Source organism: Megalodesulfovibrio gigas DSM 1382 = ATCC 19364 (assembly GCF_000468495.1).
Lineage (GTDB): Bacteria > Desulfobacterota > Desulfovibrionia > Desulfovibrionales > Desulfovibrionaceae > Megalodesulfovibrio > Megalodesulfovibrio gigas.
This window is the reverse complement of record NC_022444.1, coordinates 3347817-3373297: the sequence shown is the minus strand read 5'-3', so window position 1 is coordinate 3373297 and position 25481 is coordinate 3347817. Positions and strand designations below refer to the sequence as shown.

Sequence of the window (25481 nt, the reverse complement as noted above, 5' to 3'; positions counted from 1 at the left end):
GCCGCCCTCCGGCGGCCGCAGGAGATGGTTCCTGTCTACACGCCAGGGCAGGGCAGGGTGCCCAGCGCCTGTTCAAGGGGCGCGGCCACACGGAAGAGCGCCGTTTCGTCAAACGCCTTGGCAAAGAGCTGCAGGCCCACGGGCATGCCGGTGCTGACGCCCCGGCCCACGGGCATGCACAGGCCGGGCAGGCCGGCCAGGTTCAGGGACACGGTGAAGATGTCCATGAGGTACATTTTCAGGGGATCGTCCACCAGCTCGCCCAGTTTCCAGGCAGCCACGGGCGAGGCCGGACCGGCCAGCACGTCGCAGCCGTCCAGGGCGGCGAGGAAGTCTTCGCGCAGCTTGCGCCGCACCTGGGCGGCCTTGCGGTAATAGGCGTCGTAATAGCCGGCGGAAAGGACGTAGGTGCCCAGGAGGATACGCCGCTGCACCTCCTCGCCAAAGCCCTGGCTGCGGGAGGCGGTGTACAGATCCAGCAGGGAATCCGCACCGTCGGCGACCGGGGCGCGGCGGCCGTAGCGCACGCCGTCGAAGCGGGCGAGGTTGGAGCTGGCCTCGGCCATGGCCACGATGTAGTAGGTGGGCACGGCGTATTTGGTCAGGGGCAGGGAGACGCGCTTGATGGTGGCGCCCAGGGACCGGGCTGTCTCGATGGCGGCTTCCATGGGGGCGCGGACGTCGTCATCAATGCCATCGCCCCAGTATTCCTCGGGCAGGCCGATGGTCAGGCCGGCGAGATCCCTGGTGCGGGCGGCCTCGCACTCGGCGGACCAGTCCGGCACGGGGAGCGGGGCGCAGGTGGAGTCCTTGGGGTGTCCGCCGTGGCGGGTGTCCGGCCCGGCGATGCACTGGAGCAGCTGGGCGGCGTCGGCCACGGTGCGGGCCATGGGACCGGGCTGGTCCAGGGAGGAGCCGTACGCCACGAGCCCGTAGCGCGAGCAGCGGCCGTACGTGGGTTTGACGCCCACCACGCCGCAGAAGGAGGCCGGCTGCCGGATGGAGCCGCCGGTGTCCGTGCCCAGGGCGCCGAAGCATTGTCCGGCTGCCACGGCCACGGCCGAGCCGCCGGAGGAACCGCCGGGCACGCGGTCCGTGTCCCAGGGATTGCGGGCGGGGCCGTAGGCAGAGGTTTCGTTGGAGGAGCCCATGGCGAATTCATCGCAATTGAGCTTGCCCAGGAACACGGCGCCGGCCTCGCGCAGTCTGGCGGCCACGGTGGCGTCGTAACAGGGGGTGAACCCGTTCAGGATCCTGGAACCGCAGGTGCAGGGCATGCCCTGGACGCAGAGCACGTCCTTGAGGGCCAGGGGGACGCCCCAGAGGGCCTTGGCGGGATCCGGCCCGGCATCGTCCAGGGCGTTGGCGTATTCCAGGGCGCGTCCGGCGTCCACATGCAGAAAGGCATTGAGGACGGGATTCTGGGCGGCGATGCGATCCAGGCATTCCTGGGTCACCTGGGTGGCGGTGAGGTCTCTGGCCTGGAGCCGTTCGCGGATGTCGGCGAGGGAAAGATCTGTAATCATAATTTGATGTACGCGGACGTTACACGATGCGGGGAACCATGAAGAACTGGCCGTCGGTTTCCGGGGCGTTGGCGAGCAGGTCTTCGCGCGAGTGCACCTGGAGGGCCACATCCTCGCGCAGCACCGGGGCATGCTCCATGGGGCTGTACAGGGGGGCCACGCCGGCGGTGTCCACTTCGGCCAGGGTTTCCATGGCGGCCAGGATGTCGTTGGCCTGTCGGGCAAAACGTTCCAGGAGGGCGTCATCAGGGGAGAGCCGGGCCAGTCTGGCGATGGCTGCGGCGTCCTTGCTGCTCAGGCCCTTGGGTTCGTGAGATGGGGCTGACATGAGGGGCTTCCTTAATCCTTATTGCGGCTGTCCGCCAGCCGGCGCAGGCTGGGCTGCCTCGCCGTGCGGCGCGCCTTCTCCGGAGTTGTCGGATTCGGTGGGGGCGGGGGCTGCCGTCCCCGCCGGCGCATCGAACAGCACATAGCCCTGTCGGGTGGGGCGGAAGATGAAGAGCTGCTGCGAGGCGCGGCCGGCGGCGTCGTAGTGTATGGGGGCCATGCTCCATTCGATGGAGCTGGCCGTGAGCCGATGGTTGAGGAAGGTGGCGTCGATGGGGCTGGGGACCTGCCCCACGGCATGCATGAAGCGCACGAAATCGTAGCCAATGGCGGCCCACAGATCCGGCGCGCCGCCGCCCGTGGCTTGCAGCTGCTGGGCCAGTTCCCGGCTGGCCGCGCCCGGGGCGTCCATGCGCCAGGCCCAGGGGAAGGCCGCGCGCTGGAAGTCGCGCTCCACGATGTTGCGATTGCGCGAAAGCGCCTGCCCCCAGATGGACGGCCCCAGGAAGAGCAGATCCCGCCGCTGGTGGTAGATGAAGTTCGGCAGCATGATTTCGGCATGGTCAAACCCGGCAGGCATGAACACGGCCTGCACCTCCCCGGCCTGCAGGAACCGGCCGGCCACGTCGTACCAGGCGTTCCGGTCCGAAGCCGGATACGGCATGGTCACGGACACGGCCATGCCGCGGGCCCGGGCTTCCTGCTCGAAGAGCTGGGTCATGCGCTGGGAAAAATCGTCTTCCGGTGTGAGGATGCCCACACTGGAGACATTGAACTGACTGCGGGCGAAGTCCACCAGGGTCCGCACCTGATCCTGCGGGCTGGAGAAGAACCGCCAGGCATCGCGGCCTTCCTGCATGGTGCCGACGCCGATGCCGTTGGCGAAGGCGAAAAAGGCAAACCGGTGCGAAAGGTTGGCGGTGTCCAGGGCCTGGATGCGATCCGCCCGCAGCGGGCCGCCCACCACGGTGATGGTCTCGGGCAGGGCGCGCAGTTTGTCGAGCCAGTCCGGCTGTTCGGTGTCGATGGCTTCCACCACCATGGTCACGCCCTGACGGGCCAGGGCATCCCGGGCGATGCCGGCGCCGCGGACGATCTTCCAGCCGATGTTGCCGTAGGGCCCGGACAAGGGCACGGCGATGGCCACGCCGCCGGAGGCGGCCGCCGGCGGGACGGCAGCGCCGCCTCCCAGCACTGCCGCCAGCAGTGCGGTGTTGGCCACGGCGCCCTGCAAATACTGGGCAATCTGCGCGGCCTGGGCCGGATCGTAGGATTTCAGGCGACGGGCCTTTTCCAGCAGGATGATGGTGGCCGGGAACTGGCGGTGTTGTTCCTGGGGAATGAGCAGCAGCAGCGATTCGCCGTTGGAGGGCGGCATGGTCTGCAGTTCGTCGTACAGGGTGGCTTCCAGATCCGCCAGTTGCCCAGGGTAGGACGCCGCCAACTGGGCGAGGCGGGCGTAGGCGTTCTGCAGATCGGCCATGCGCCAGGAGATGGCCGCCAGGGAGACACCGGCCATGGCCTGCAACCGCGGCGGGGAGGCGCTGTCGCGCTGGAGGGCCTGGAGCTGGTCCGACTTGGGCTGGGAGTCCGGCATGGCGCGCAGGGTCTTGATGCAGAGGGTCTGCCAGTCCGCATTGGCCACGGCCCGGGGCTCCATCTGCCGCCAGCCATTCACGGCGTCCAGGGCCGCGGTGGCCTGATTGACCAGCAGGGCGGCCTCGGCCAGCCGCTGCCAGGCGATGCGGCGCTGTTCCAGGGGCAGGGCGGTATTGCGGGCAGCCTGCCCATACAGGGTGATGGCGGCGGCATAGTTGCGGGCAGCGAAGGCCTGGTCTGCCGACGTCAGGGGGCCGCGCACCGGCGGCGCAGGGGTGGCCGGGGCATGCACGGGCGAGTCCGGCTGGCGCGGCGGGACCTGAATGGGCTGTTTTTCGAAGATCGTACAGGCGGAAAGCGCCAGGCTTGCCAGAAGCGCCAGCAGCAGGGCCTGCAGGACAGCCGAAACACCACGGCGGGAAGATGCGGGGGAATGCTGCATAATGGATGGTCGAGCACGCAGGTGACACGAAGGAAACAACAAAGCGTGGCCTGCTGCGCATGCAGGCCACGCTTCTGTACCGGTTTGCGGGCGTAATGGCAAGGCGGGGCTATTTGACTTCGGTATAGTCCGCGTCCACCACGTCGTCGTCCTTGCCGGGGCCGCCGGCTGCTCCGCCAGCGCCGCCGGGGCCGCCTGCGCCGCCAGCGCCGGGGGGCGGGGTGGCGCTTTCGGCAGACTGCTTGTAAATCATCTCCGCCATCTTGTGGGAGGCGGTGGAAAGCTCGTCCGTGGCCTTGCGGATGGCGTCGGCGTCGTCGCTTTCCATGGTCTTCTTCAGGGCTTCCAGCTTGGTTTCAATCTCGGCCTTGAGGGCGGCGTCCAGCTTTTCCCCGAGGTCCTTGATGGATTTCTCGGTGGTGTAGATCAACGTATCCGCATGGTTGCGGGCTTCGATGACAGCCTGCTTCTTCTTGTCGTCCTCGGCGTGGGACTCGGCATCCTTGATGAGGCGCTGGATGTCGGATTCCGAGAGGCCGGAGGACGCGGTGATCTCGATGGACTGCTGCTTGCCCGTGCCCAGATCCTTGGCCGAGACTTTGACGATGCCGTTGGCGTCGATGTCAAAGCTCACTTCCACCTGCGGCACGCCGCGGGGAGCCGGCGGAATGCCGGTGAGTTCGAAGCGGCCCAGGGTCATGTTGTCCGCGGCCATGGGGCGTTCACCCTGCAGCACGTGGATGGACACCGAGGGCTGGTTGTCTGCCGCGGTGGTGAACACCTGGCTCTTGCGGGTGGGGATGGTGGTGTTGCGTTCGATGAGCTTGGTCATCACGCCGCCCAGGGTTTCGATGCCCAGGGAGAGGGGGGTGACGTCCAGCAGCAGCACGTCCTTGACGTCGCCAGCCAGGATGCCGCCCTGAATGGCCGCGCCCATGGCCACCACTTCGTCGGGGTTCACGGAGCGGTTGGGTTCCTTGCCGAAGAATTCCTTCACCTTCTGCTGCACCAGGGGCATGCGGGTCATGCCGCCCACGAGGATGACTTCATCAATTTCCGCAGCGGAGAGTTTGGCGTCGGCCAGGGCTTTTTTGCAGGGGCCGGCGGTGCGGTCCACCAGATCCATGACCAGCTGCTCCAGCTTGGCGCGGGAGAACTTGATGAGCATGTGCTTGGGACCGGAAGCGTCCGCGGTGATGAAGGGCAGGTTGACCTCGGTCTCCACGGAGGAGGACAGTTCCTTCTTGGCCTTTTCTGCCGCTTCCTTGAGGCGCTGCAGGGCCATGCGGTCCTTGGAGAGGTCGATGCCGTTTTCCCGCTTGAACTCGTCCACCAGGAAACTGATGACGCGATGGTCGAAGTCTTCGCCGCCAAGGAAGGTGTCGCCGTTGGTGGCGCGCACTTCCACCACGTTGTCGCCCACTTCCAGGATGGAGATGTCGAAGGTGCCGCCGCCCAGGTCGAACACGGCGATCTTTTCGTTGGCTTTCTTGTCCGCACCGTAGGCCAGGGAGGCGGCGGTGGGCTCGTTGATGATGCGCTTGACTTCCAGCCCGGCGATGCGGCCGGCGTCCTTGGTGGCTTGGCGCTGGGCGTCATTGAAGTAGGCCGGCACGGTGATGACGGCTTCGGTGACGGTTTCGCCCAGGTAGGTTTCGGCGTCCTTCTTGAGCTTTTGCAGAATCATGGCCGAAACTTCGGAGGGGCTGTATTTCTTGCCTTCCACTTCCACGCCGGCGTCGCCGTTGTCCAGGGCCACGATTTTGTAAGGGCAATGGCCCTTCCAGGAGCCGACCTCGGAGGCGTCGAACCGGCGGCCCATGAGGCGCTTGATGGCGAAGACAGTGCGTTCGGGATTGGTGACGGCCTGGCGCTTGGCAAGCTCGCCCACCAGGCGTTCCTTGTCGGTGAAGGCCACGATGGAAGGAGTGGTGCGACCGCCCTCGGGGTTGGTGATGCACTTGGCGTCCTTGCCTTCCATCACGTAGACGCAGGAATTGGTGGTGCCAAGGTCAATGCCGATGATCTTCCCCATGCCGAATGTCCTCCTCAAAAAAATATGTGTAGAATGCTCAATAATTATTGATTGCGTTGTTGCAGTGTCAAATCAATAATTACTGATCTCGTAACGTGCCGTTGCTGCCTTGAGTTAAGTCGCGTCAAAATTTTGTACAGGGGGTTTTGGAAAAAATTCCTATTTTGCCCCGCTCACCATCACCTTGGCCGGCCGCACCAGGCGTTCCTTGAGAATATAGCCGCGGGAGATGAGCTGGCAGACCAGGCCGGGGGCCATGTCTTCGCGGGGTTCCTCGCCCAAGGCCTCGTGACGTTCGGGGGTGAACTCCTCGCCCACGGCGCCCACGGGGCACAGGCCGTGCTGGGAGAGGATGTCCAGAAACATCTTGCGGGTCATCTCCACGCCCATGACCACATCCTTGCAGGCGGCCACCTTGCCGCCGTGCATGAGGGCCAGGTCCATGGCGTCCAGGGCGGGGATGAGGTCGGCCACGAGCTTTTCGTTGGCGAACTTGACGAAGTCGTCCTTTTCGCGCTGCAGCCGTTTTTTGTAGTTGTCCATTTCGGCCAGCATGCGCAGTTTGGCGTCGTCGGCCACGGTTTTGTCGGTGCAGGAGGGGCACAGCCGATCCGCGCACAGGGTCTTGAGTTCCTCGTCGGAAAGGGCCAGCTCCAGCAGGTTGGGGGGGGCCTCACCCGTGGGGACGTTGGAAGAAGGCTGGTCGTCCAGATCGGTCACGGGAATGGTGCGGCCCTGGGAGGCGGCGCCGTCGTTGGTCATGGTGTGTATTTCCTCCTGGGACAATGGAATGTGCAGCAGGCTGCGCAACGTCGGCCAAAAACAAGGCCGGCGCGGCCGGCCAAAGCATATACACAGGCGCGCAAGGCAGCGCCGGGGCGCTAGAATCGCGCTTTGAGCAAGGAAGTAAGCGTTTGGGCGATGGTGTCAACCATCGGGACGATGCTGGCGTAATCCATGCGCATGGGGCCGATGATGGCCAGGGACCCGCGCGGGGTGGCGTGGTCTCCGTACGTGGCTGAAATAACACTCAAAGATTTGAGGCCTTCGCCAAGGTCCTGATCTTCCTGGCCCAGGGTGATGCGCAGGCCCGGGGCATTTTGGTCCGTGGCGAGAATTTTGTCCAGGATGTCCAGCAGCCGGCTGCGCTCTTCGAGCAGGGAGAGCAGATCGCGCAGGCGTTCGATATCCGCGAATTCGGCGTGGCGGGGGATGTTGGCGGCGCCATCCACGAACACGTCGCGCCCGGTGGGCTGGTCGCAGGTTTCCTTGGCCAGCAGCAAGGCGGAGTGGCACAGCCTGGAGAGTTGTTTGCGGGCGTCGGCCAGTTCCTTGCGGATGAGGCTCCGGGCCTCGCTCAGGGTCTTGCCGCGGTAGGTGTCGTTGAGGAAATTGGCGAAGTGCCGGAGCTCGTCGGCGCTCAGGTCATTCTCCACGGGCAGCAGCCGGTTGCAGACCTCGCCGCCTTCCAGCACCAGCACGGCCAGCACCAGCCCGGCCTTGACGCGCACGAAGTCAATTTCTTTCCAGCGTGCGTCCTGCAGCCCGGGGGTGATGACCATGGACACCTGATGCGTGAGCCCGGCCATGAGCCGCGAGGCCTGGTGCAGCATGCGGTGCAGATCCAGCCCGGAGGCCAGGATGGCGGACTGGATTTGGACGCGGGCGTCGGAATCCACGGGCCGCGGCGGCAGGCCGGCATCCAGATAGAACCGGAAGGCCTGGGCCGTGGGCACGCGGCCGGCGGAGGTGTGCGGCTGTTCCAAAAAGCCTTCCTGATTACCCACAAACCTCAGCCAGTTTTAGCAGCCGTTGTGGCATGGGCGGTGTTCTGAGCCCTATACAGGTGNGCCCTGTATGTCCCTGTAAGTGCAGCCTTTATGTTGCCAAGCATGGTGTTGGCCCACTTGAAGACCGTGTCCCGCACCGCCTTGGTCCCGCTGCCCGCAACAGGCTCGTGGCGGATGCCGGCGCGCGCCACGCCGCTAAAGCAGCGCAAGCCGTCTGTTAACGCCAATACATCGCTATCAAAGTACTTTCTGGCGAAGCGTTCCACCTCGCGGCACCGAAATCCGGCCACCGGGCAAAGTTTCATGCGTTTGGGCCGGTGCTCTTCGTCTGTTTCCACCGCCACCAGAAACGGCACCTTGCCTGGCGAGCCGCGGCCGCGTTTGCCGCCGCGTCGCGTGCCGCCAAGGTAGGCGTCATCCATCTCCACACGGCCCTTGAGGGTGCTGCGTTGTTCGCGCTCGAACATGACCTGCATCAGCTTGTGGGAAAGTGCCCACGCCGTGGTTTGCCTGACTCCAAGACGCCGAGATAGTTCAATACTTGAAATGCCACCCTTGCTTTGGGTGAGGTGGTAGATAGCGCGAAACCACGTCTTGAGCGGCAGCTTGGTGGAGGCAAAGATCGTGCCCGCGGTGACAGAAGTCTGGGTGCGACATTGCGAACACTGGAACAGGCGTCGTTTGCCAACGAAGATCAGCGAGTATTTGTTGCCGCCGCAAATCGGGCAGGCAAAGCCCTTGGGCCAGCGCCATTGGACAAGGTGCACCCAGCAACGCTCTTCGGTGGGAAACAGCCGGTCGAATTCGGCTTCGCTCATCCCCTTCTGAAACTGGACTGGATTTCGTGCCATGGCAATCCTCCGTGGGCCTTGACTCTATTCCAACGTCCTTCCGCAGGCAAGCTAGCTGAGAATTGTGGGTAATCAGGAAAGCCTTTGTCCGTGAGGTCTGCCATCACGTTGCGCATGCTGGCCGGGGAGAGCTTCAGGCCCGAACGCTTGGACACAGCCCTTGAGCCCACCGGCTGCGCGGTGGAGATGTAGTCCTCCATGATGGTTCTGAGGACCTCGTGCTCGCGTGGCGTGAGTGCGTGCATGGCGATGCCGTCCTGACAGGAATGTCAACAGCCGGTAACAACGCCACGCGGGGGTGTCAAGGTTGCTCTTTTTTTCAGAGCCCCATCAGCTGCTTGATCCGGGGCCAGTCCACGTGGGCGCGGACCACGTCGGCCAGGCGGTCCAAGGCAGGATCGATGCTGTAGTGCTGCATCACCTTGCCCAGGGGTGTCAGGCCCTTGCGCTGGCGGATGCGATCCAGGAACCAGCGGCGGAAGCGGTCTGCATCGAACACGCCATGCAGGTAGGTGCCCCAGACCAGATTTCCCGGCTGGCCCCAGCCCAGGGCGCGGCCGTCCTGGTCCACAATGTCTTCCAGCACCTCGCCTGCCGCGGTGGTGCCGGAAAACGTGGTGACGCCGTGATGGATCTCGTACCCGTCCACGGGCAGGTTGGTGTCCACATGGCGGGCGAGCACGCGGCGCAGGATTTTTTCCCGGCCCATGGCCGTGCGCAGGGGCAGCAGGGCCAGGCCCTGCGCCGGCGCCTGCGCCGGGCCGGATTCCACGCCGTCCGGGTCGTCCACCAGTTCGCCAAGCATTTGCAACCCGCCACAAATGCCGACGATGACGGCGGATTCGTCGGCGGCTCTGGCCCGGATGGCCTCGGCCAGCCCGCTTTGCCGCAGCCAGGCCAGGTCCGCGGCGGTGCTTTTGGTGCCGGGCAGGAGGATGACGTCTGCGCCGGCCAGGTCCTCGGGATGGCGGGCCGTCTGGACCAGGACATCCGGCTCCAGGCGCAGGGCGTCCATGTCTGTAAAGTTGGAGATGTGGGGCAGATCCACCAGGGCCACGACCACCTTCCCCTGCTTAAGCAGGGGATTGAAGACGCAGAAGGTGCTGCGTCCGCCTTCCTTGAAGGTGACGGAATCCTCCTCCGGCAGGCCCAGCTCCTGGACGTAGGGCACCACGCCCAGCACGTCCTTGCCGGTGCGGGTGTGCATTTCCGGAAAGGCCGGCGCCAGCAGGGAGGCGTCCCCGCGGAAGCGGTTGATGAGTAGCCCGGCGATCATCTCCCGCTCGTCCGGAGGCAGCAGCGCCAGGGTGCCCACAAAATGGGCGAACACGCCGCCGCGGTCTATGTCTCCCACCAGCAGCACCGTGGCGCGGGCGTGGCGGGCCACGGCCATGTTCACGATGTCATGGGACTTGAGATTGATTTCCGCCGGACTGCCGGCACCCTCGATGACCATCACCTCGTGCTCGGCAGCCAGCTCGTCATACGCACGGGTGACGGTTTCAAAGGCGGTGGGCTTGAACTGGATGTAGTCCGCCACCTTCATGTGTCCCACCGGCTTGCCCATCAGAATGACCTGTGAGCCGGACGATGACGACGGCTTGAGCAGCACGGGGTTCATCCGGGCGTCCGGTTCCAGGCGGCAGGCCATGGCCTGGGTGGCCTGGGCGCGGCCCAGTTCCTCCCCGCGCAGGGTGACATAGGAATTCAGGCTCATGTTCTGGGCCTTGAAGGGGGCCACGGCGTGGCCATCCTGCAAGAGCATGCGGCAGAACGCCGCGGCAAGCACGCTCTTGCCGGCATTGGAGCTGCAGCCCTGGAGCATGAGGGCCGGGACACGACGGGGCAGGGTGGTGTGTGGCATGCGCGCCTTGTACAGCGCTTTGCCCGGAGTTTCCAGAGGGCAGGAGATCACATGCCAGCCGGACGGTAGGCCTTGCATCCGGGTACGTCCTCATCTACACCTGACCGGGAGGGAAGATCGCCGCAATGAGGGGTGCATGACGAGCAACAACCGCCGCCGTTCGCCAGGGCCTGATGCGTCTGCGCATGGCAGGCCCGGTTTTTTGGCGCGCCTGCGTCTGAAACTGCCCGCCCGTCTGCTGCGCCTGGCCCGGCAGGCCGGGGTGCGGCTCCGGTGGCGGCTGTATCCCCGCTCCTGGCGCATGCGGCTCATGTGCTGCATGGTGGTGATGGGACTGACTCCCCTGGCGGCCTTCGTGGCCCTGGAGCACCTGCATACGCGCCATGTGCTGCGGGAGGCTGCCTCCTCCTCCCTGCATGCGGCCGCCGCCCGTGCAGCCCTGCGCGTGGACGGCCTGCTGCGCGGCAATCTGGAACGGGTGACCATGCTTGCCAGGCTGCCGGAATTGGCCGCCGCCCTGCAGGATCCTGCTGCCGTCTCCCCTGCCGCGGGCGAGAGGCTGCGCGCCTTGCTGGATTCCCTGGCCGGCGAGCAGGCCATCTTTCTGGCCGACCATGCCGTGCTGGACGCCGCAGGCGTGGTGGTCGCGGCCTCCGGAGCCCTGCGCCCGGGCGACCACCATGGCGAGGCGCCGTATGCGCAGCTCGTGCTGACTGCGGGCGCGCCCGTGTGCATGATTGATTCCCAGCCCGGTTCCTCCCGCGCCCGCGAGGCCGGCATGCGCCATGGTCTGGTCTTTGCCGCGCCGGTGTTTGATGCATCGAAACACGGCCGCATCCTCGGCGTGCTCCGGGTGGCCTACACCCTGGATGTGCTCCAGCAACTGGTCATGGCCGAGGCTGCACTGGACGGCCGGCCCTCGTTCCCCGTGCTGGTGGAGGATCGCAACCTGCTGCTGGCCTGCGGACACCTCGGATTTGTCGAGGCCGGCGCGCTGCGCCTGCAACCCGCCTGGCGGCTCGAAGCCCTGGGGGATGGCGAAGACTCTTCCCTGCTGCAGGGGCTGCGCCACGCTCCCACTCCGCATGGCCTGCATGCCGCGCGACTGCATCGCGGTGAGGGAAAACCGGCGGATGCACTGGTGTTCGCCCTGGCCACCCTGCAGACACAGCCCTGGAAGATGGCATTTTTTGAGTCGGAATCCCTGGTGATGACTCCTCTGCGGCACCAACTCCACTGGCTTGTCGGCCTGACCCTGGCGGTGATGTTGCTGGCGGTCCTGCTGGGCGCGGGACTGGCCAGGGTCCTCACCGTGCCAGTGCGACGGCTGACCCAGGCTGCCCGACGGGTGGCCGCCGGCGATCTGGCGGCCGCTGCGCCCGTGACCGGCCTGGACGAGGTGGGCGAGCTGGGCCAGGCCTTCAACGCCATGACCGAGCGGCTGGTTCGTCGGCTGGAAATCGAACTGCTGGTGGCGCAGATTTCCCGGCGCTGTCTGGAAAGCGGGCTGGGAGAAACCAGCGCCGCGGCCGAAGCGGTGCTGGCCATGCTGGGGCAGTTTCTGGCGGCGGATAGCGTCTTCACCGTGATGCGTGGGACAGACCGCGGTGCAGAGCACAAGCTCCGGCTGGCCCACGAGTGGCGGGCAGATGGAACGCCCGCGGCCGATGCCGCACGGCGCGCCTCAACGATCGGGCAATACGGGTGGCTGCTTTCCAAGCTGCGGGGCACGGATGCCCTCCGCGTGGCAGATGTGCAAAGCCTGCCGCCCCCGGCGGGGGAATTGCGCCAGGTGCTCCAGGCCGAAGGCCTCCGCTCCTTCATGGCCGTGCCGGTGGCTTCCTCTTCGGGGATGCGCGGGGCCCTGGTGGCCGGGGTCATGTGGGGCAGGCGGGCGTTTCAGGAAGAGGAGTCCACCCTGCTGGCCATGGCGGCGGAAATGCTGGGCACGGTGCTGGAGCGCAACGCGGCCCTGGGGGCCCTCAAGGCCAGCGAGGAACGCTATGCCCTGGCCCAGAAGGCGGCCAATATCGGTTCCTGGGAATGGGACATCCCTTCGGGCCGGCTGTTCTGGTCCGATGCCATCGCCCCCATGTTCGGCATGCAGCCCGGCGAGTTCGCCGGCACGTACAAATCCTTTCTGGAGCGGGTGCATCCGGACGATCGCAAGCTGGTGCTAGACGCCGTGGGGGCCTCCTTCCGCCACGGGGTGGGCTACAACGTGGAGCATCGCATCCTGCACGCCAACGGCAGCGAGCGCTGGGTGGCCGAGGCTGGCGAGGTGAGCCGGGACGCCCGGGGCCGTCCCGAACGCATGCGCGGCATCCTGCAGGACATCACCGAACGCAAATGGGCGGAAGAAGCGCTGGCCCGGCTCAACCGTCGCCTGGAACAGTTGGTGGAAGCCCGCACCCGGGATCTGGGCCAGAAAGCCGTGGAGCTGGAGACGGCCAATGTCCGCCTGCTGGAGCTGGATCAGATGAAAACCAGCTTCCTGACATCCGTGTCCCACGAACTGCGCACCCCGCTGACGTCCATTCTGGGATTCGCCAAGCTCATCGCCAAGGATTTCTCCAGGCATTTTCAGGGGCTGGCCGGAGATGAAGGCCGGCTGGCCGACCGCGGCCGGCGTATTCTGGACAATCTGGAGATCATCGGTCTGGAAGGCGAGCGGCTGACGCGGCTCATCAACGATCTGCTGGACCTCGCCAAGATCGAGTCCGGCAAGATGGACTGGCGCGATGCGCGCATTGCTCCGGACACGCTGGTGACGCAGGCGGTGCGCGCCGTCTCCAGCCAGTTCGCCCAGAAGCCGGATGTGCGTCTGGTGGTGGAGATTGCCCCGGCCTTGCCCGAATTGATGGTGGATCCAGACCGCGTGACCCAGGTGCTCATCAACCTGCTGCACAACGCCATCAAGTTCACCACCCACGGGCAGGTGCGGCTGGAAGCCGGCATGCCCAGGGCCGGCGTGCTGCAACTGCGCGTGGAAGACACGGGCCAGGGCATTCATCTGGCGGATCTGGAACGCATTTTCGACAAGTTCTATCAGGTGGCCGGGCATGACACCCGCGTGGCCAAGCCTGCGGGCACAGGCCTGGGGCTGGCCATCTGCCGGCAGATCGTGGAGCATTACAAAGGCGCCATCTGGGCGGAATCCGCCTGGGGCCAGGGCAGCGCATTCATTGTGGAATTGCCGGTCCCAGACCTGGAGGCCGCGGCGTAGCGCCTCTCGCGGAGTATTTCTAAACAGCTTCTGGACACGGGTTCCCCGGAACGCGTGCACGGCTTGCCCACGACCTGCAAGGGACGTTACAGATTCACCATGCCGCAGGATATTCTTTCGCCGCTCTGGCTCACACTCAAAGTCTCCTTTATTGCTACGTGCTTCGCGCTGGTGCTGGGCTCCCTGGCGGCCATGGCCGTCATGCGCCTGCGCTGGCGTTTCAAGGACGTGCTGGACGCAGTGCTCACGCTCCCCATGGTGCTGCCCCCCACGGTGTTGGGGTATTACCTGCTTGTGGTTTTTGGCAGAAACGGGGCGCTGGGCGGCATGCTGGAGGAGTATTTGGGCGTGCGGCTGATCTTCACCTGGCAGGGGGCCGTGCTGGCTTCCCTGGTGGTGGCGTTCCCGCTGGTGTATCGCACGGCGCGGGCAGCCCTGGAGGGCGTGCCGGCCAGTTGCGAGCAGGCGGCGCGCACCCTGGGTGCGGGGGAGTGGGAGGTGTTCCTGTTCGTTTCCCTGCCGTTGGCCTGGCGGGGGATTCTGGCAGGGTCCATGCTGGCGTTGGCCAGGGCCATGGGGGAGTTCGGCGCCACCCTCATGATTGCCGGCAACCTGCCCGGCAGGACCCAGACCTTGTCCCTGGCGGTGTATTCAGCCGTGCAGGCGGGGGACGATGCGCGCGCCAACCTGTTGGTGTGCATCGTGTCCGTTGTGTGCATCGTGCTGCTGGTCGCCACGTCCCGTCTGCTCAAACCACGTTATTGAGGGAACGCACATGATGAAAAAGATGCTGATTTCCTTGCTGCTTGTTGTCGCCATGGCCGTGCCGGCCGCGGCGAAGGACCTGACCGTTTCGGCGGCCGCCAGCCTGACGGACGCCTTCACCGCCATTGGCAAAAAGTTTGAAGCGGCCAATCCCGATGTGAAGATACTCTTCAACTTTGCCGCGTCCGGCCCCCTGGCCAAGCAGATCGAGCAGGGCGCGCCGGTGGATGTGTTTGCCTCGGCCAATCCGAAATGGATGAATACGATGGTGGAGAAGGGCTTCATCGACGCCTCCACCCGTGCCGACTTTGTGAAGAACGACCTGGTGCTGGCCGTGCCCATGGCCAACAAGGCCAAGGTGGCCAAGGTGGAGGACTTGACGGGCGCTGCCGTGAAGGTGGTGGCCATCGGGACACCGGAAAGCGTGCCCGCCGGGCAATACGCCAAAAAGTACCTGGAAAAGCACAACCTGTTTGGCACACTGGAGAAGAAGTTTGTGTTTGCCGAGTCCGTGCGCCAGGTGCTGGACTATCTGCGTCGTGCCGAGGCTGATGCCGGCTTCGTCTACCGTACCGACGCGTACAAGGAAAAGGAAGCCGTGGCCATCCTGCAGTCGTTGCCCCTGGATGAACCCGTCACCTACCCCATTGCCGTGACCAAGGGCGCTGCCGATGCCGCCCTGGCCAGGAAGTTTATGGAGTACGTCCGTTCGCCTGAAGGGATGGCCGTGCTGGAAGGGTTTGGATTCCAGAAGCCGTAGCACCATGAATCTTTTCGGGGGGGAACCTTTCTGCACAAGGTTCTTCCCCCGAAGCTCCCTTTCCGGAAAGGCGGCTGGTTGTAAAAGAGCAGCTGATGGTGTCGGGTGGAGAAGGGGGTGGAGAGTTGCATGCGCATTCACGTGGATATCGCCATGACCATGGAGAGCAAAGGCCGGCGCTTCGAGCTGGCCTCGCAGTTTTCCTTCATGGAAGAGCGGCTGGCCTTGTTCGGGCCGTCCGGATCCGGCAAATCCTTGACCCTGCACGCCATCGCCGGTCTGCTGACACCGGACAACGGCGTCATTCGTCTGAACGGCGACACCCTCTTTGATGCCAACGCCGGCATCAACCTGCCGGCGCGCGCCCGGCGCGTGGGCTTCATGTTCCAGGATTACGCCCTGTTCCCGCACCTGTCCTTGCGGCGCAACGTCACCTTCGGACTGACGCGCTGGGGGCGTCCCATCTCCCCGGCGCAGGCCCGTGAAGTGGATGAGATGCTGGAGTTGTTCGGCCTGGCCGAGGTGCAGCACAATCTGCCGGGGCAGCTCTCCGGCGGGCAGAAGCAGCGGGCGGCCCTGGCGCGCATCCTGGTGCTGCGGCCGCGCATCCTGCTGCTGGACGAGCCGTTTTCCGCCCTGGATGCGCCGCTGAAGGCCGTGATGCGGGCCGAGCTCAAGCGCGTGCTGGAGCGGTTCAACATCCCGCTTATCCTGGTGACGCACGACCCTGCCGAGGTGGACGACTTTGCCCAGGCCGTGGTGCTTTATCGCGCCGGCACGGTGGTGGGCGCCTGGACCAGGGCAGAGATGGCCGCCGCGGGCCAGTCGCTGGAAGCATGCCTGGCGACGGCCTTTCAGGAGGAATAAGGCACGGTGTCTTTGACAGGAGTTTTCGGGGGAAGAACCTTTCTGAAGAAAGGTTCNCGCGAGAGGGGAGAACCTTTTGCAAAAAGGTTTCCCCTCTCGCAATATCCTTTTTCACGCTTAATCTACACTCTGGCGCGCCGGCCTGCCGACGCCCGGCAGCTCAGAAATCCAGGCCTTCCACCGCAGGGATTCCCTGTGCGTACGGATGCTTGCGGCAGACGACCTCGCTGACGAGATCGGCCCTCTCTTCCAGCCAGGGCGGGCAGTTGCGGCCTGTGAGCACCGTATGCGCGCCGCGTTCACCCGCCAGGGTCAGCAGGGATTCCAACTCCTCGCGGGTCACGAGGCCGGCATCCAGGGCGTAGAGCGCTTCGTCCACCACCAGCAGAAAGCAGGGACTGCGCCGCAGGCGGTCCGCGGCCCAGGCCAGCACGTCCAGCGCGGCGTGCCGGTGGCGGGGGCGGTCGGCTTCGTTGCGGAAAAATCCCAGCCCGCCGGCCAGGAAGTCCACGCCCGGCAGGGCTGCCAGCAGACGCTGTTCGCCGGCGGCGTCGGGCCGCTTCATGCACTGGCAGAAGAGCACCTGATGGCCGTGCCCGAGGGCGCGGACCACCTGACCCAGGGCGGCGCTGGTTTTGCCTTTGCCGTCGCCGGTGTAGACGAGGACCAGCGGCCGGGCTGGCCGATCAGGCGGCCCCGGGGATGATTCCAGGTTCATTGCGGCGTCGCGAGTGTCAAGGACTCCATGTCTTCCTGCTGCGCCTGCAGGAACTCGGAGAAGTTGAACTCATAGCCCTGCTCCTTGACGAAGGCCCAGGCGGCGTCCTGGTCGTCGCCGTCGTGCAGGGCCTGCACCTGGGTTCTGAAGGCCGGATCTTCCCGCATACGCTTCATGTATGCCAAGGCATCGTCAATGGACATGGCCCCTCCAAACGATGAAATGGTGACGATCGGGTCGCCCGACACTGTACACCATATTTGGGTTCAGGCAATGCCAATAGCTTGTTCAGGATTTCTCAAGCCAGCGGCCAGCGGGTTCCGTACCGCAGCCCGGGCAGGTGGTTTTTTGTGCAACTATCTGAAATCCCTGACGCTGGATGAGCGGTTGCCCGCAGCTCTGGCAGTAGGTGTTGTTGCCGTTGTGCCCGGGAACATTCCCCACATACACAAACTGCAGGCCCGCCTGCCCGCCGATGCCCCAGGCGCGCTCCAGGGTGGCCAGGGGGGTGGGGCCGCGGTCTGTCATGCGCCAGGTGGGGTGGAATCGTGAAAGGTGCCAGGGAGTTTGCGGGCCGAGTTCGTCCCGGATGAAGGCGGCCATGGCCTGCAGCTCTTCGGCGGAGTCGTTGGCGCTGGGGATGAGCAGGGTGGTGACCTCCAGCCACCAGCCCAGGCGGCGGATGGTCTTGAGGTTCTCCAGCACCGGGGCCAGGCGGGCCTGGCAGATGTCGTGATAGAACGCCTCGGTGAAGGCCTTGAGGTCGATGTTGGCGGCATCGATATGCGGGGCCAGGGCGTCCAGGCATTCCGGACTCATGAAACCGTTGGAGACGATGATGTTGAAGAGTCCTGCCTGATGCGCCAGGCGGGCGGTCTCTTCCATCAATTCAAAAAACACCGTGGGTTCGGAATAGGTGTAGCTGATGGAGCGTGCGCCGTTGGCCTTGGCGGCGTCCACCAGTTGTTGCGGGGTGATGCGTTGGCCCTGAATGCCGCCTCCTTCGCGCGGCGGCTGGGAGAGGCTGTAATTCTGGCAAAAGCTGCAGGCCAGGTTGCAGCCCATGGTGCCCAGGGAAAACGTCATGTGCCCGGGATAAAAGTGGAACAGCGGTTTTTTTTCCACCGGATCCAAATGGATGGCCGCCACCTGATCGTACACCAGGGTGTGCAGGGCGTCATCCTTGACCATACGCACGCCGCAACGGCCGCGTTCGGCGTCGGCAATGACGCAATAGTGGCTGCACAACCGGCATTGCACGCGATGTTCGGATAGAGGTTTCCATAATCTGGCTGGATGCATGGTGGTCTCCCGGGGGTCACTGGGTGCGCGGCATGGGATGCGGCGGGCGGGGCGGAACATTGATTTGTGGTGCAATGATGAGTGGGTATGCATCGTTGCCCTGGGGGGTGCCGGTCTGGTTCTCCCGCTGGGGCGGGGGGGAGACGATGATCACCGTGTCCTGGCCGGGACCGCTTTCGATGCGCATGCCTTCGTGGAATGTGCCAAAATGTTTATCCCGGCGCACGTCCTGGGCGCTGGCGGGGTCTGCCTGGGGAAAGAGAAGCCAACATGCTGTAATAAAAAGGATAAGACGGATAGATGTCGGCATGGGGAGCCTCCTGACTGACGGTTCGTGCCAGAATACATCGCTGCAGGCAGCTTGAAAAGGCATGGCGCGTGCGGTACACGAAAAGTCTCACGTGTATTTTTTGCAAGGAGCATGCATGAAGTCCGAGCGCGGCAAGGCCTACAAGGCGGCCGGAGTCAACCTGGACGCTGCCGATGCGTTGGTGTCGCGGCTGAAGTCCCTGACCACCTCCACGCACATCAAGGGGGTGCTTTCGGATATTGGCGGCTTTGGCGGCCTGTTCAAGCCTGATCTGGGCGACCTGGAAGAACCCGTGCTGGTGGCCTCCACTGATGGCGTTGGCACCAAGCTCAAGTTGGCCTGCACCTATGGCGCCTACGACACCATCGGCATCGATCTGGTGGCCATGAGCGTCAACGACATTCTGGTCCAGGGTGCGCTGCCGTTGTTTTTTCTGGATTATTACGCCACCGGCGCGCTGGATGTGACCCGGGCCGAGCAGGTGGTGGCCGGGGTGGCTGCCGGCTGCAAGGAGGCCGGCTGCGCCCTGCTGGGCGGCGAAACCGCCGAAATGCCGGATGTGTACCGCGGCGACGACTTCGACCTCGCCGGCTTCTGCGTGGGTCTGGTGGATAACACCAAAATTGTGGACGGTGCGGGCATCAGCGTGGGTGATGTGATCATCGGCCTGGGCTCCACGGGGCTGCACTCCAACGGCTATTCCCTGGTCCGCAAGCTGGTGGAAGAAGCCGGCCTGACGCCGGATCAGAAATTCCCCGGCTCGCAGCGCACCGTCAAGGAAGTGCTGCTGGCGCCCACAGCCATTTACGTCAAGACCGTGCGTAATGTGATGCGCGATTTCAATGTCAAAGGCATGATCCACATCACCGGCGGCGGCTTCTACGACAACATTCCCCGCATTCTGCCCAAGGCGGTGGAGGTCCGGCTGCGTTTCGGCAGTTGGCCGGTGCCGTCGGTGTTCCACTGGCTCAAGGAGCAGGGCGGGCTCTCCTGGGGCGAGATGCTGCAAATCTTCAACTGCGGCCTGGGCTACCTGCTGGTGGTGCCCCAGGAGCAGGAAGAAGATGTGCATGCCCGACTGGGAGCCCTCAAGCAGTCGGCCTGGACCATCGGCCGCATTGAGCGCTGCAAGGACGCCCAGGGCGAGCAGGTGGTGTTCGACCACCTGCCCTGATCTGTGCCCGGAGCTGCCCCGGTCTGCCCCGGCGCATGCCGCCATCCATGTGCATTCACAGCAAAACCGCCGCCTGCAGCATTCGCAATGCAGGCGGCGGTTTTTCTTGGAGCACGCCCGAAGTCCGCACCCTCCGGAAGGGCATCAGGCCCCAGGCGTGGCGTCCAGGCCGGGCAGGTAGGGGTTGAAGTAGCCATAGCCCAGCCAGGGGCAGGCCTTTTTGAGCCGCTTGCGCATGGTGTTGAAGCCCATGGCCGGCGAGGGCGCGCGGCCTTCGCGGCCCTGCCTGGCCACCTCCAGCACCATGGCCGGGTCCAGATTCAGGTTGCGCCATTGGATGAAGTCCAGCCTCGTGGCGGCGATCAGCTCCTCCAGCGCGGCGTACTCTTCCTCGCTGTCCGTGATGCCTGGAAAGTAGAGCAGGTTCATGGAGACGAACATGCCATGCGCCTTGGCGGTCATGATGCTTTCCCGCACGTCGGCCAGGCTGTAGTTGGCCGGCCGGTGATAGGCGTTGTAGAACTCCTCCCGGGCGCTGATGCAGCTCACGCGCATGGAGTTGAGGCCGGCTTCCGCCAGCATGGCCACGGCGTTGGGCTGGCTTGCATTGGTGTTGCAGTTCACGGTGCCCTGCCCGCCGCCCTGTTTGAACAGCCGGATGCTCTGGGCAAGGATGTCCGCCTCGGTCAGGGGATCGCCCTCGCAGCCCTGGCCAAAGGAATGCACGGGCCGGCTGGAGCGGACGTCGTGATGCAGCATGACGGCGGCCACCTCCTCCGGTGTGGGCGTGAAGTTCAGCCGGTGCTGGGTGGCGGGAAAGCCGGATTCGTCGGGCTGCAGCGAAAGGCAGCCGATGCAGCGGGCGTTGCAGGCCCGGGCCGTGGGCAGGGGCGATTCATACCGCCCCAGGCACAGATTTCGCGCCGCCGGACAGCGTGAGCGCAGGGCGCAGCCGGTCAGGTGCTCCACCAGCCGGTTGCCGGGCATGGCCTTGAGCAGGGCCGCGGCCCCTTTACGGATGTTCGCTTCCGGAATGTGGGAGAATACCTGCCGCGGCTCGGCATCCACCTGCCTGGCCGCCACCCAGAATTGCCCGTCGGCATAGCCCACGGCGCCGTACGAAAACATGGGCAGCACCGGGGCCTGGGCGCCGGGGGCATAGGCGGCCACGCCCGTGCAGGTGTGGCCGGGGCTCACAAAGGCGGCCACGGCCTGTTCCTCCAGTTGCTCCAGGGTTCCGGAGTCCGGGTCCAGCCCCAGGGCATGCCGGCCGGGCAGCAGGAAGAGTTGGCTTTCCTGGGGCATGGGCATGAGTTCGTCCGGTCGCGGCAGGGCCAGCTCCTCGCCGCGGCGGCAGACCATCAACAGGGATGGATGATCATAGATGTTGCCGGAACTGTCCGCGAACACTGCAAATGGTCGCAAGGATTTGGAAGCCATTTCTTTTGCGTTTTCCCGAGGTTTGAGATACAGGACTGGTAGTTGCTGAAGATGGAATTCTTGTGGAGAGAGGACTGCATGGATCAGCTTTTCGGCCTCCCCCCAGGCGGGTTGTTGAGTCTTGTGACGGGTATTGCCTGCCTGGCTGCCATTGTTGTGTTGTTCAAGCAACTGCAGGCCATGTTGCGCATGCTGCTGCATACTGCCTCGGCCGAGCGCACGGCGCTGGCGGATGTGCTCGGTCGTCTGGCTTCCCACATGGAGCATCTGGTACAACTGCAGGAAGAAACCGTGACGCTGCTCAGGCAGGCGCCGGCCGGCCCTGGTGTCGCATCTTCTCGCGATGCTGTCCATGCGCTGGGAGCCCTGGCGGTGGAAGAACCCATTGAGGTGGAGGCCGCCCAGCTGCATCTGGCCGACAGCGCCGCGCAGGCCCTCAAGCGTCATCAGGAGCAGGACGCCCTGCTCGATGCCGCTGCGGCTGCCGGCGTAGGCGTGCTGGCGGCTGTGGCCGTGGCGCAGGCTCCCGCAGCAGATGGCCCGGGCGATGCGGACCGCGACGGTTCCGTGGCCCTGGATTCCCTGGATTCCCTGGACTCTCCGGACTCTCTGGATTCCCTGGACGAACATGATGCCTTCGTCGAGGAACCCTCCCCCCTGCCAGCGTCTGTGCCGGTTCCCCCACACAAAAAGCCGGCCCTCGTTGCGCCCTGGTTCAGCCAGACGGTGCATGCCGACGAGCTGGAACCGCTGGCCGATTCGGGGGCAGAGCCGGTGTTCGAATCAGAGGCCGATGCCGAGCCCGACCTTGTGTTCGAGCCGGTCCCCTTCTCGTCGTCCAGGGGGGCTGAGGATGCCGCGGCCTTGTCCTCCATTTTTGCCGGCGACGATGCCGAGGATGACATTTGGGAACAAGCCCCTGCGTCCCTGGGGAAGTCGGGGGGCAAATTGGGGGGCAAATTGGGGGGCAAATCGGGGGGCAGCTCCGGCGAGGCTGACCCTGACGACGAAGGTCTGGCCCTTGTGTTCGAGGAGTCTGCCCCAGATGCACCAGATGCACCAGATGCAACAGGCGAGCTGGGCGAACCGGACGCGTCCACGTGGGCGCTTGACGAATCCCTGGAAAACGACCTCGACGCCGAAGCCGCGATCTCGTTCGACTCAGACGAGGCCTGGGAGGATCCAACCCTGCCGCCTCCCTCGGCCCTGGAACTGCAGTTCGATGACCCGCGTCCAGCTGTCACGGACAGCCGGGGCGAGCTGGATGATGGGCTGCTCGATTTTGAAGCCGAGCTGCCGGACTTGCCGGAGGCGCCGGAGCGCTTCGAGGAGCCCGACGACACCCGCATGTGGGATGAGCCAGTTGAGCCGCTCGGGCCAATCGGGGCAGAGTTGCCGGATGCGGCGTTGTCGTTCGAGGTGCCCGAATTTGAGATGTCAGAGCTGGAGAGGTCCCCGGTTCCCACCGCGGCCCAGGTGGACATCATGTCCGAGCTGTTGTCGAGCGATGCGGCAACCCAGGAAGCGGACGCAGAGGCGGACGCCGTGCTGCCGCCTTCTTCCCCTGCCGAATTGTTGTCCGAGCCGTCGCCCGAGCCGTTCCCAGGCGCATCACCTGCCAACGGGCTGCTGCGTGCCGAGGAGGAAGGCGACGCCACCGAAACGGAGATCCGTTTCGAGGCGGACGCATTGCCCCCGGTGCGGGGTGTCGGGAACGCCGGCATGGCGACCCTCGCCCTTGAGCCGGACGGCGACGACGGCGAACTGGTGATCGATTTCGAAACCGGGGATGCGCCGGCCATGGTCGCCGCCAGCGGCGAGGACATCGCCGCGGCCCTGGATGACGATGACCTGATCTTCGAGATGCCCGACGCCGGCGAGGCGGCCACCTCGGCCACCCCGGCCGCGGCTCCCGCGGCGTCCAGCACCGGACACGCTGCCCTGACTGACGAAGAACTGGTATTCATGCTGGATGACGAGGTCTCCCCGGTCTTTTCCGTGGACGATGCCGCCCCTGCCACCACGCCTGCGGGCGGGGCCGTGGCGGATGCCGACGCCATCATGTTCGACGGAGTCTTCGAGGTGGAAGCTGGCGAGGATATCCTGCAGTTTGTGGATGACCTGACCGCGGAGGATGAGGCGCTCGTCCTGTTTGAGGCCGATGCCCCGTCCCCAGCCGCCGCCCCAGCCGCGCCTGGCCGGGCGCGCAGGGCCGCCGCGCAGACGCACCTGGAGGGCGATGGACTCGTTGGACTTGATGGCTCCGACGCCTTGGTGTCCTTCGAACCTACCATCATGCCCGACCTGGAGCGCCGCGCATCGGGCCTGGCCTACGAAGAGCAGTTGGAGCGAGACATTGCAGCCCTGGAAGACATCATCTCCTTCGATGATGAGGACACCCCCCAGGCCACGCCGCGCCCTCGGGCGACAGGGCACGCAAATGGCCACGCAAATGGCCACGCGGGCCATGCCGGTCAGGCGGATGCGGCCTTGCGGGCAGCTCGGACCGGGAATGTGATTGCAGACGAGTAGCAGGCCAGGGCGGGGAACCCTCGTCAAAGAGGATTCCCCCGAGCGCGCGCTGTTCAAACAGGCGAGTGCTGCTCAAAAGGGCGACATGCGGTAGGGCATTTTACTGTTGAAAAAGGACGATACGAGAGGGGAAACCGTGTTGCAAAAGGGTCTCCCCTCTCGCGCTTTCCCCTTCCAACACGTTGAGAGCGACCTTGAATCACAATAACAGTCTTTGGAAAGGGGGTCGGGGGAAGGTCCTTTCTTCCGAAAGGTTTTCCCCCGAGAACTCCTTTCACAGATAACTTGCGCTATTCCAGGGTCAGTTCAAAGCGTTTGCCCTGGGGCTCGCGCGGCTCGGCCGGGGAGGCGTCATCGTCGGACGGCCGGCTCCCGAAGTCGCGGAGTCCTGTCCCGCTCACCCGCACCGTCCATTTGCCGTCATGGGTCACCTGCAGGCGGTAGCGCAGCGCTTGGTTTATCTTGCTGGATGCCTTGAGATTTCTGTATGTGGAGTTGGTGGCCAGGGTGGCGACCAGCTGCTTTTCGTTGTCCCTGAGTTCCACGCTGATGGGGTCACCGCCCTTGCGGGAGACTTCAAAGCGCACCAGCCCTGGTTCCAGGGGGAAGGCGACGCTTTCGCATGGGCCGGTGCCTTCCAGCACATACTCGCCGCGTTCGCTGAAAATGGCCGAGCAGAAGTTCCGGGTGGGGGACTCGCCGTCTGAAACCGGGGGCCCGGGCTGCGCGTCGGGTGGGGGAGGCGCTTGCACGGGCGGCGGAGCGGCGGCTTCGGTGAACTTGAAGGTGAAGGCGCCGGGTTCCGCAGTGAAGCGGCCGTACGCGGCGCGGATCTCCACCCGGCCGTTGGGCGGGATTTCCGAAAACCGTTGCTTGAAGCTCCACACCGGGGCGCGGCTCTCCAGGCCGATGGCGGTGACTTGCACTTCCACATCGCGGCGGGGGCGCGGCGCATTGTTGATGATCGCGCCGGTGAGGGTCCGGTCTTCAGCCACAATGAATTGGAGATATTCGAACTGGTTGCCGGCGTCACCCGAAAAGGGTCTGCCGATGGTGGTGCCTTGGGCATGCGCCCGGACCGGCATGGCAACCAGGGCGAGCAGCAAGGCAAGCGCCAGCAGTGCCGCCATGGACGGTGTCAGGGACGGTGTCAGGGACGTTGTCAGGGAGGTCGCCGGCGTTGCCGGGCAGCTGCGGGAGAACCGTTCAGCGCGCATGCATATCCCTCCGGGCGTGGCCCAGCGCCATGGCAGGCTGTAGTGGTGGCGCAGGGCGGGCGTTACGCTGCGCCGTGTCTGCGCTGTTCCTGGATGTCGTCGTCATCCGCCGCATCTTCGGCGGGTGCATCAGGCAGGCCCGTGCCGCCTGGGCAGTGGATGTCTTCGCGTCCACGGATGCCGTCCACGTCGCGCCGGGTTTCCTGCACGCTGCGCACCAGGTCCGAGACGATGTGCGCCAGCCCGGCCAGGGCCTCGGGAGTCAGCGGCGCACCCCTGCACGCGGTGATGCTTTGGTGCAGAAAATGCAATTTTTCTTCCACGGCGGCCAACTGGGCGGTGATGTCGTGCATGCCTGGCATGGGCATCTCCTTGGGCAAGACCGTCAGCGAATTTTGGCAGTGCGGTACGACACCAGCAGGTCTGCCGCGTCGAATTTCATCACCATCTGGTCGCGGTATTCGAACGCACCGCCAGTTTTCCAGCTGCAGACGCGCCCGCCTCCGGGTTCGCCGGAGCAGGCGGCGGGCTCGCCGTAATCGCGTACGGCGTCAGCATAATTGTACACCAGATAACGCTCTTCCCAGTTGATGCCAGGCTCGCTGGCGCAGCCGGCCACCAGGACGACGCAGCACGCCAGCGCCGCCAGAAACGCGCGCAGGAAAGGGCGAAATGCCGTGAGGGACTGGTATGGCGGCACCGGAGCCTCCTTGTACAGGTCATCTTTCAGGGGGTC

The 25481-nt window shown here is 65.2% G+C and carries 21 protein-coding genes and 2 pseudogenes; 6 read left to right on the top strand and 17 right to left on the bottom strand.

Translation table 11 applies throughout. The features are described 5' to 3' along the window. Window positions 1-35 precede the first annotated feature (35 nt). From gatA to DGI_RS14835, 9 genes and pseudogenes are all read right to left on the bottom strand, one after another. A complete protein-coding gene (gatA, locus tag DGI_RS14870) occupies window positions 36-1526 on the bottom strand; it encodes an Asp-tRNA(Asn)/Glu-tRNA(Gln) amidotransferase subunit GatA (protein WP_021762008.1) in 1491 nt (496 codons plus the stop codon). A gap of 19 nt (window positions 1527-1545) precedes the next feature. Next, the gene (gene gatC, locus DGI_RS14865; RefSeq protein ID WP_021762007.1) at window positions 1546-1854 is read right to left on the bottom strand and encodes an Asp-tRNA(Asn)/Glu-tRNA(Gln) amidotransferase subunit GatC; all 309 of its coding nucleotides are present in this window, start codon (window positions 1852-1854) and stop codon (window positions 1546-1548) included. Between the two features lie 18 nt (window positions 1855-1872). Continuing rightward, window positions 1873-3894, bottom strand: a complete 2022-nt coding sequence (locus tag DGI_RS14860; RefSeq protein WP_027193378.1) for an ABC transporter substrate-binding protein — start codon at window positions 3892-3894, stop codon at window positions 1873-1875. Window positions 3895-4003: 109 nt separating this feature from the next. After that, window positions 4004-5929, bottom strand: a complete 1926-nt coding sequence (gene dnaK, locus DGI_RS14855) for a molecular chaperone DnaK (protein WP_021762005.1) — start codon at window positions 5927-5929, stop codon at window positions 4004-4006. Between the two features lie 159 nt (window positions 5930-6088). Beyond that, on the bottom strand, window positions 6089-6691 hold the full coding sequence (locus DGI_RS14850) for a nucleotide exchange factor GrpE (protein ID WP_021762004.1): 603 nt from the start codon (window positions 6689-6691) through the stop codon (window positions 6089-6091). Window positions 6692-6810: 119 nt separating this feature from the next. Continuing rightward, window positions 6811-7695, bottom strand: coding sequence for a heat-inducible transcriptional repressor HrcA (gene hrcA, locus DGI_RS14845; protein ID WP_051286693.1), 885 nt, complete (start codon window positions 7693-7695; stop codon window positions 6811-6813). Between the two features lie 13 nt (window positions 7696-7708). Beyond that, window positions 7709-8570 (bottom strand): annotated as a pseudogene (locus tag DGI_RS14840) (IS1595 family transposase). A gap of 53 nt (window positions 8571-8623) precedes the next feature. Next, a pseudogene (locus tag DGI_RS19335) lies at window positions 8624-8815 on the bottom strand (heat-inducible transcriptional repressor HrcA); the annotation flags it as partial. A 74-nt stretch (window positions 8816-8889) separates the two neighbouring features. Next, window positions 8890-10419, bottom strand: coding sequence for a cobyric acid synthase (locus DGI_RS14835; protein WP_407656295.1), 1530 nt, complete (start codon window positions 10417-10419; stop codon window positions 8890-8892). Between the two features lie 151 nt (window positions 10420-10570). On the opposite strand from DGI_RS14835, the gene DGI_RS17530 reads away from it, so the two are divergent. The 4 genes from DGI_RS17530 (at window position 10571) to DGI_RS14815 (ending at window position 16052) form a co-directional block, all read left to right on the top strand. Then, the gene (locus DGI_RS17530) at window positions 10571-13660 is read left to right on the top strand and encodes an ATP-binding protein (RefSeq protein ID WP_158407342.1); all 3090 of its coding nucleotides are present in this window, start codon (window positions 10571-10573) and stop codon (window positions 13658-13660) included. 99 nt (window positions 13661-13759) lie between these two features. Then, entirely contained in the window at window positions 13760-14425 is a 666-nt protein-coding gene (gene modB / locus DGI_RS14825; RefSeq protein ID WP_021762001.1) for a molybdate ABC transporter permease subunit, read from the top strand. A gap of 10 nt (window positions 14426-14435) precedes the next feature. Further along, window positions 14436-15185 carry a molybdate ABC transporter substrate-binding protein gene (modA, locus tag DGI_RS14820; RefSeq protein ID WP_327023836.1) on the top strand — a complete coding sequence of 250 codons (750 nt, stop codon included), beginning with the start codon at window positions 14436-14438 and terminating at the stop codon, window positions 15183-15185. Between the two features lie 129 nt (window positions 15186-15314). Next, a complete protein-coding gene (locus DGI_RS14815; RefSeq protein ID WP_021761999.1) occupies window positions 15315-16052 on the top strand; it encodes a sulfate/molybdate ABC transporter ATP-binding protein in 738 nt (245 codons plus the stop codon). A gap of 160 nt (window positions 16053-16212) precedes the next feature. Here DGI_RS14815 and DGI_RS14810 read toward each other — a convergent pair whose 3' ends face one another. The 4 genes from DGI_RS14810 to DGI_RS14795 all read right to left on the bottom strand — a co-directional run bounded on the left by DGI_RS14810 (window position 16213) and on the right by DGI_RS14795 (window position 18382). Then, window positions 16213-16770 carry a cob(I)yrinic acid a,c-diamide adenosyltransferase gene (locus tag DGI_RS14810; protein ID WP_021761998.1) on the bottom strand — a complete coding sequence of 186 codons (558 nt, stop codon included), beginning with the start codon at window positions 16768-16770 and terminating at the stop codon, window positions 16213-16215. Next, window positions 16767-16973, bottom strand: a complete 207-nt coding sequence (locus DGI_RS14805; protein ID WP_021761997.1) for a Nif11-like leader peptide family natural product precursor — start codon at window positions 16971-16973, stop codon at window positions 16767-16769. Before DGI_RS14805 ends, DGI_RS14810 begins: the two co-directional genes overlap by 4 nt. Window positions 16974-17058: 85 nt before the next feature. After that, window positions 17059-18072 carry an AmmeMemoRadiSam system radical SAM enzyme gene (gene amrS / locus DGI_RS14800; RefSeq protein ID WP_021761996.1) on the bottom strand — a complete coding sequence of 338 codons (1014 nt, stop codon included), beginning with the start codon at window positions 18070-18072 and terminating at the stop codon, window positions 17059-17061. 16 nt (window positions 18073-18088) lie between these two features. Further along, the gene (locus tag DGI_RS14795; protein ID WP_021761995.1) at window positions 18089-18382 is read right to left on the bottom strand and encodes a hypothetical protein; all 294 of its coding nucleotides are present in this window, start codon (window positions 18380-18382) and stop codon (window positions 18089-18091) included. A gap of 115 nt (window positions 18383-18497) precedes the next feature. On the opposite strand from DGI_RS14795, the gene purM reads away from it, so the two are divergent. Continuing rightward, on the top strand, window positions 18498-19556 hold the full coding sequence (purM, locus tag DGI_RS14790) for a phosphoribosylformylglycinamidine cyclo-ligase (protein ID WP_021761994.1): 1059 nt from the start codon (window positions 18498-18500) through the stop codon (window positions 19554-19556). A gap of 144 nt (window positions 19557-19700) precedes the next feature. Here purM and DGI_RS14785 read toward each other — a convergent pair whose 3' ends face one another. Further along, complete coding sequence (locus DGI_RS14785; protein ID WP_021761993.1) at window positions 19701-20996, bottom strand: radical SAM protein; 1296 nt, start codon at window positions 20994-20996, stop codon at window positions 19701-19703. A gap of 78 nt (window positions 20997-21074) precedes the next feature. On the opposite strand from DGI_RS14785, the gene DGI_RS14780 reads away from it, so the two are divergent. Continuing rightward, a complete protein-coding gene (locus tag DGI_RS14780) occupies window positions 21075-23528 on the top strand; it encodes a hypothetical protein (RefSeq protein ID WP_021761992.1) in 2454 nt (817 codons plus the stop codon). A 290-nt stretch (window positions 23529-23818) separates the two neighbouring features. Here the strand turns inward: DGI_RS14780 and DGI_RS14775 are convergent, their stop codons facing one another. From DGI_RS14775 to DGI_RS14765, 3 genes are all read right to left on the bottom strand, one after another. Continuing rightward, window positions 23819-24745: a hypothetical protein gene (locus DGI_RS14775; protein WP_021761991.1), complete on the bottom strand. Its 927-nt coding sequence runs from the start codon at window positions 24743-24745 to the stop codon at window positions 23819-23821. Between the two features lie 62 nt (window positions 24746-24807). Continuing rightward, complete coding sequence (locus DGI_RS14770) at window positions 24808-25107, bottom strand: hypothetical protein (protein WP_021761990.1); 300 nt, start codon at window positions 25105-25107, stop codon at window positions 24808-24810. 23 nt (window positions 25108-25130) lie between these two features. After that, window positions 25131-25445, bottom strand: a complete 315-nt coding sequence (locus tag DGI_RS14765) for a hypothetical protein (protein ID WP_021761989.1) — start codon at window positions 25443-25445, stop codon at window positions 25131-25133. Window positions 25446-25481: the final 36 nt, after the last annotated feature.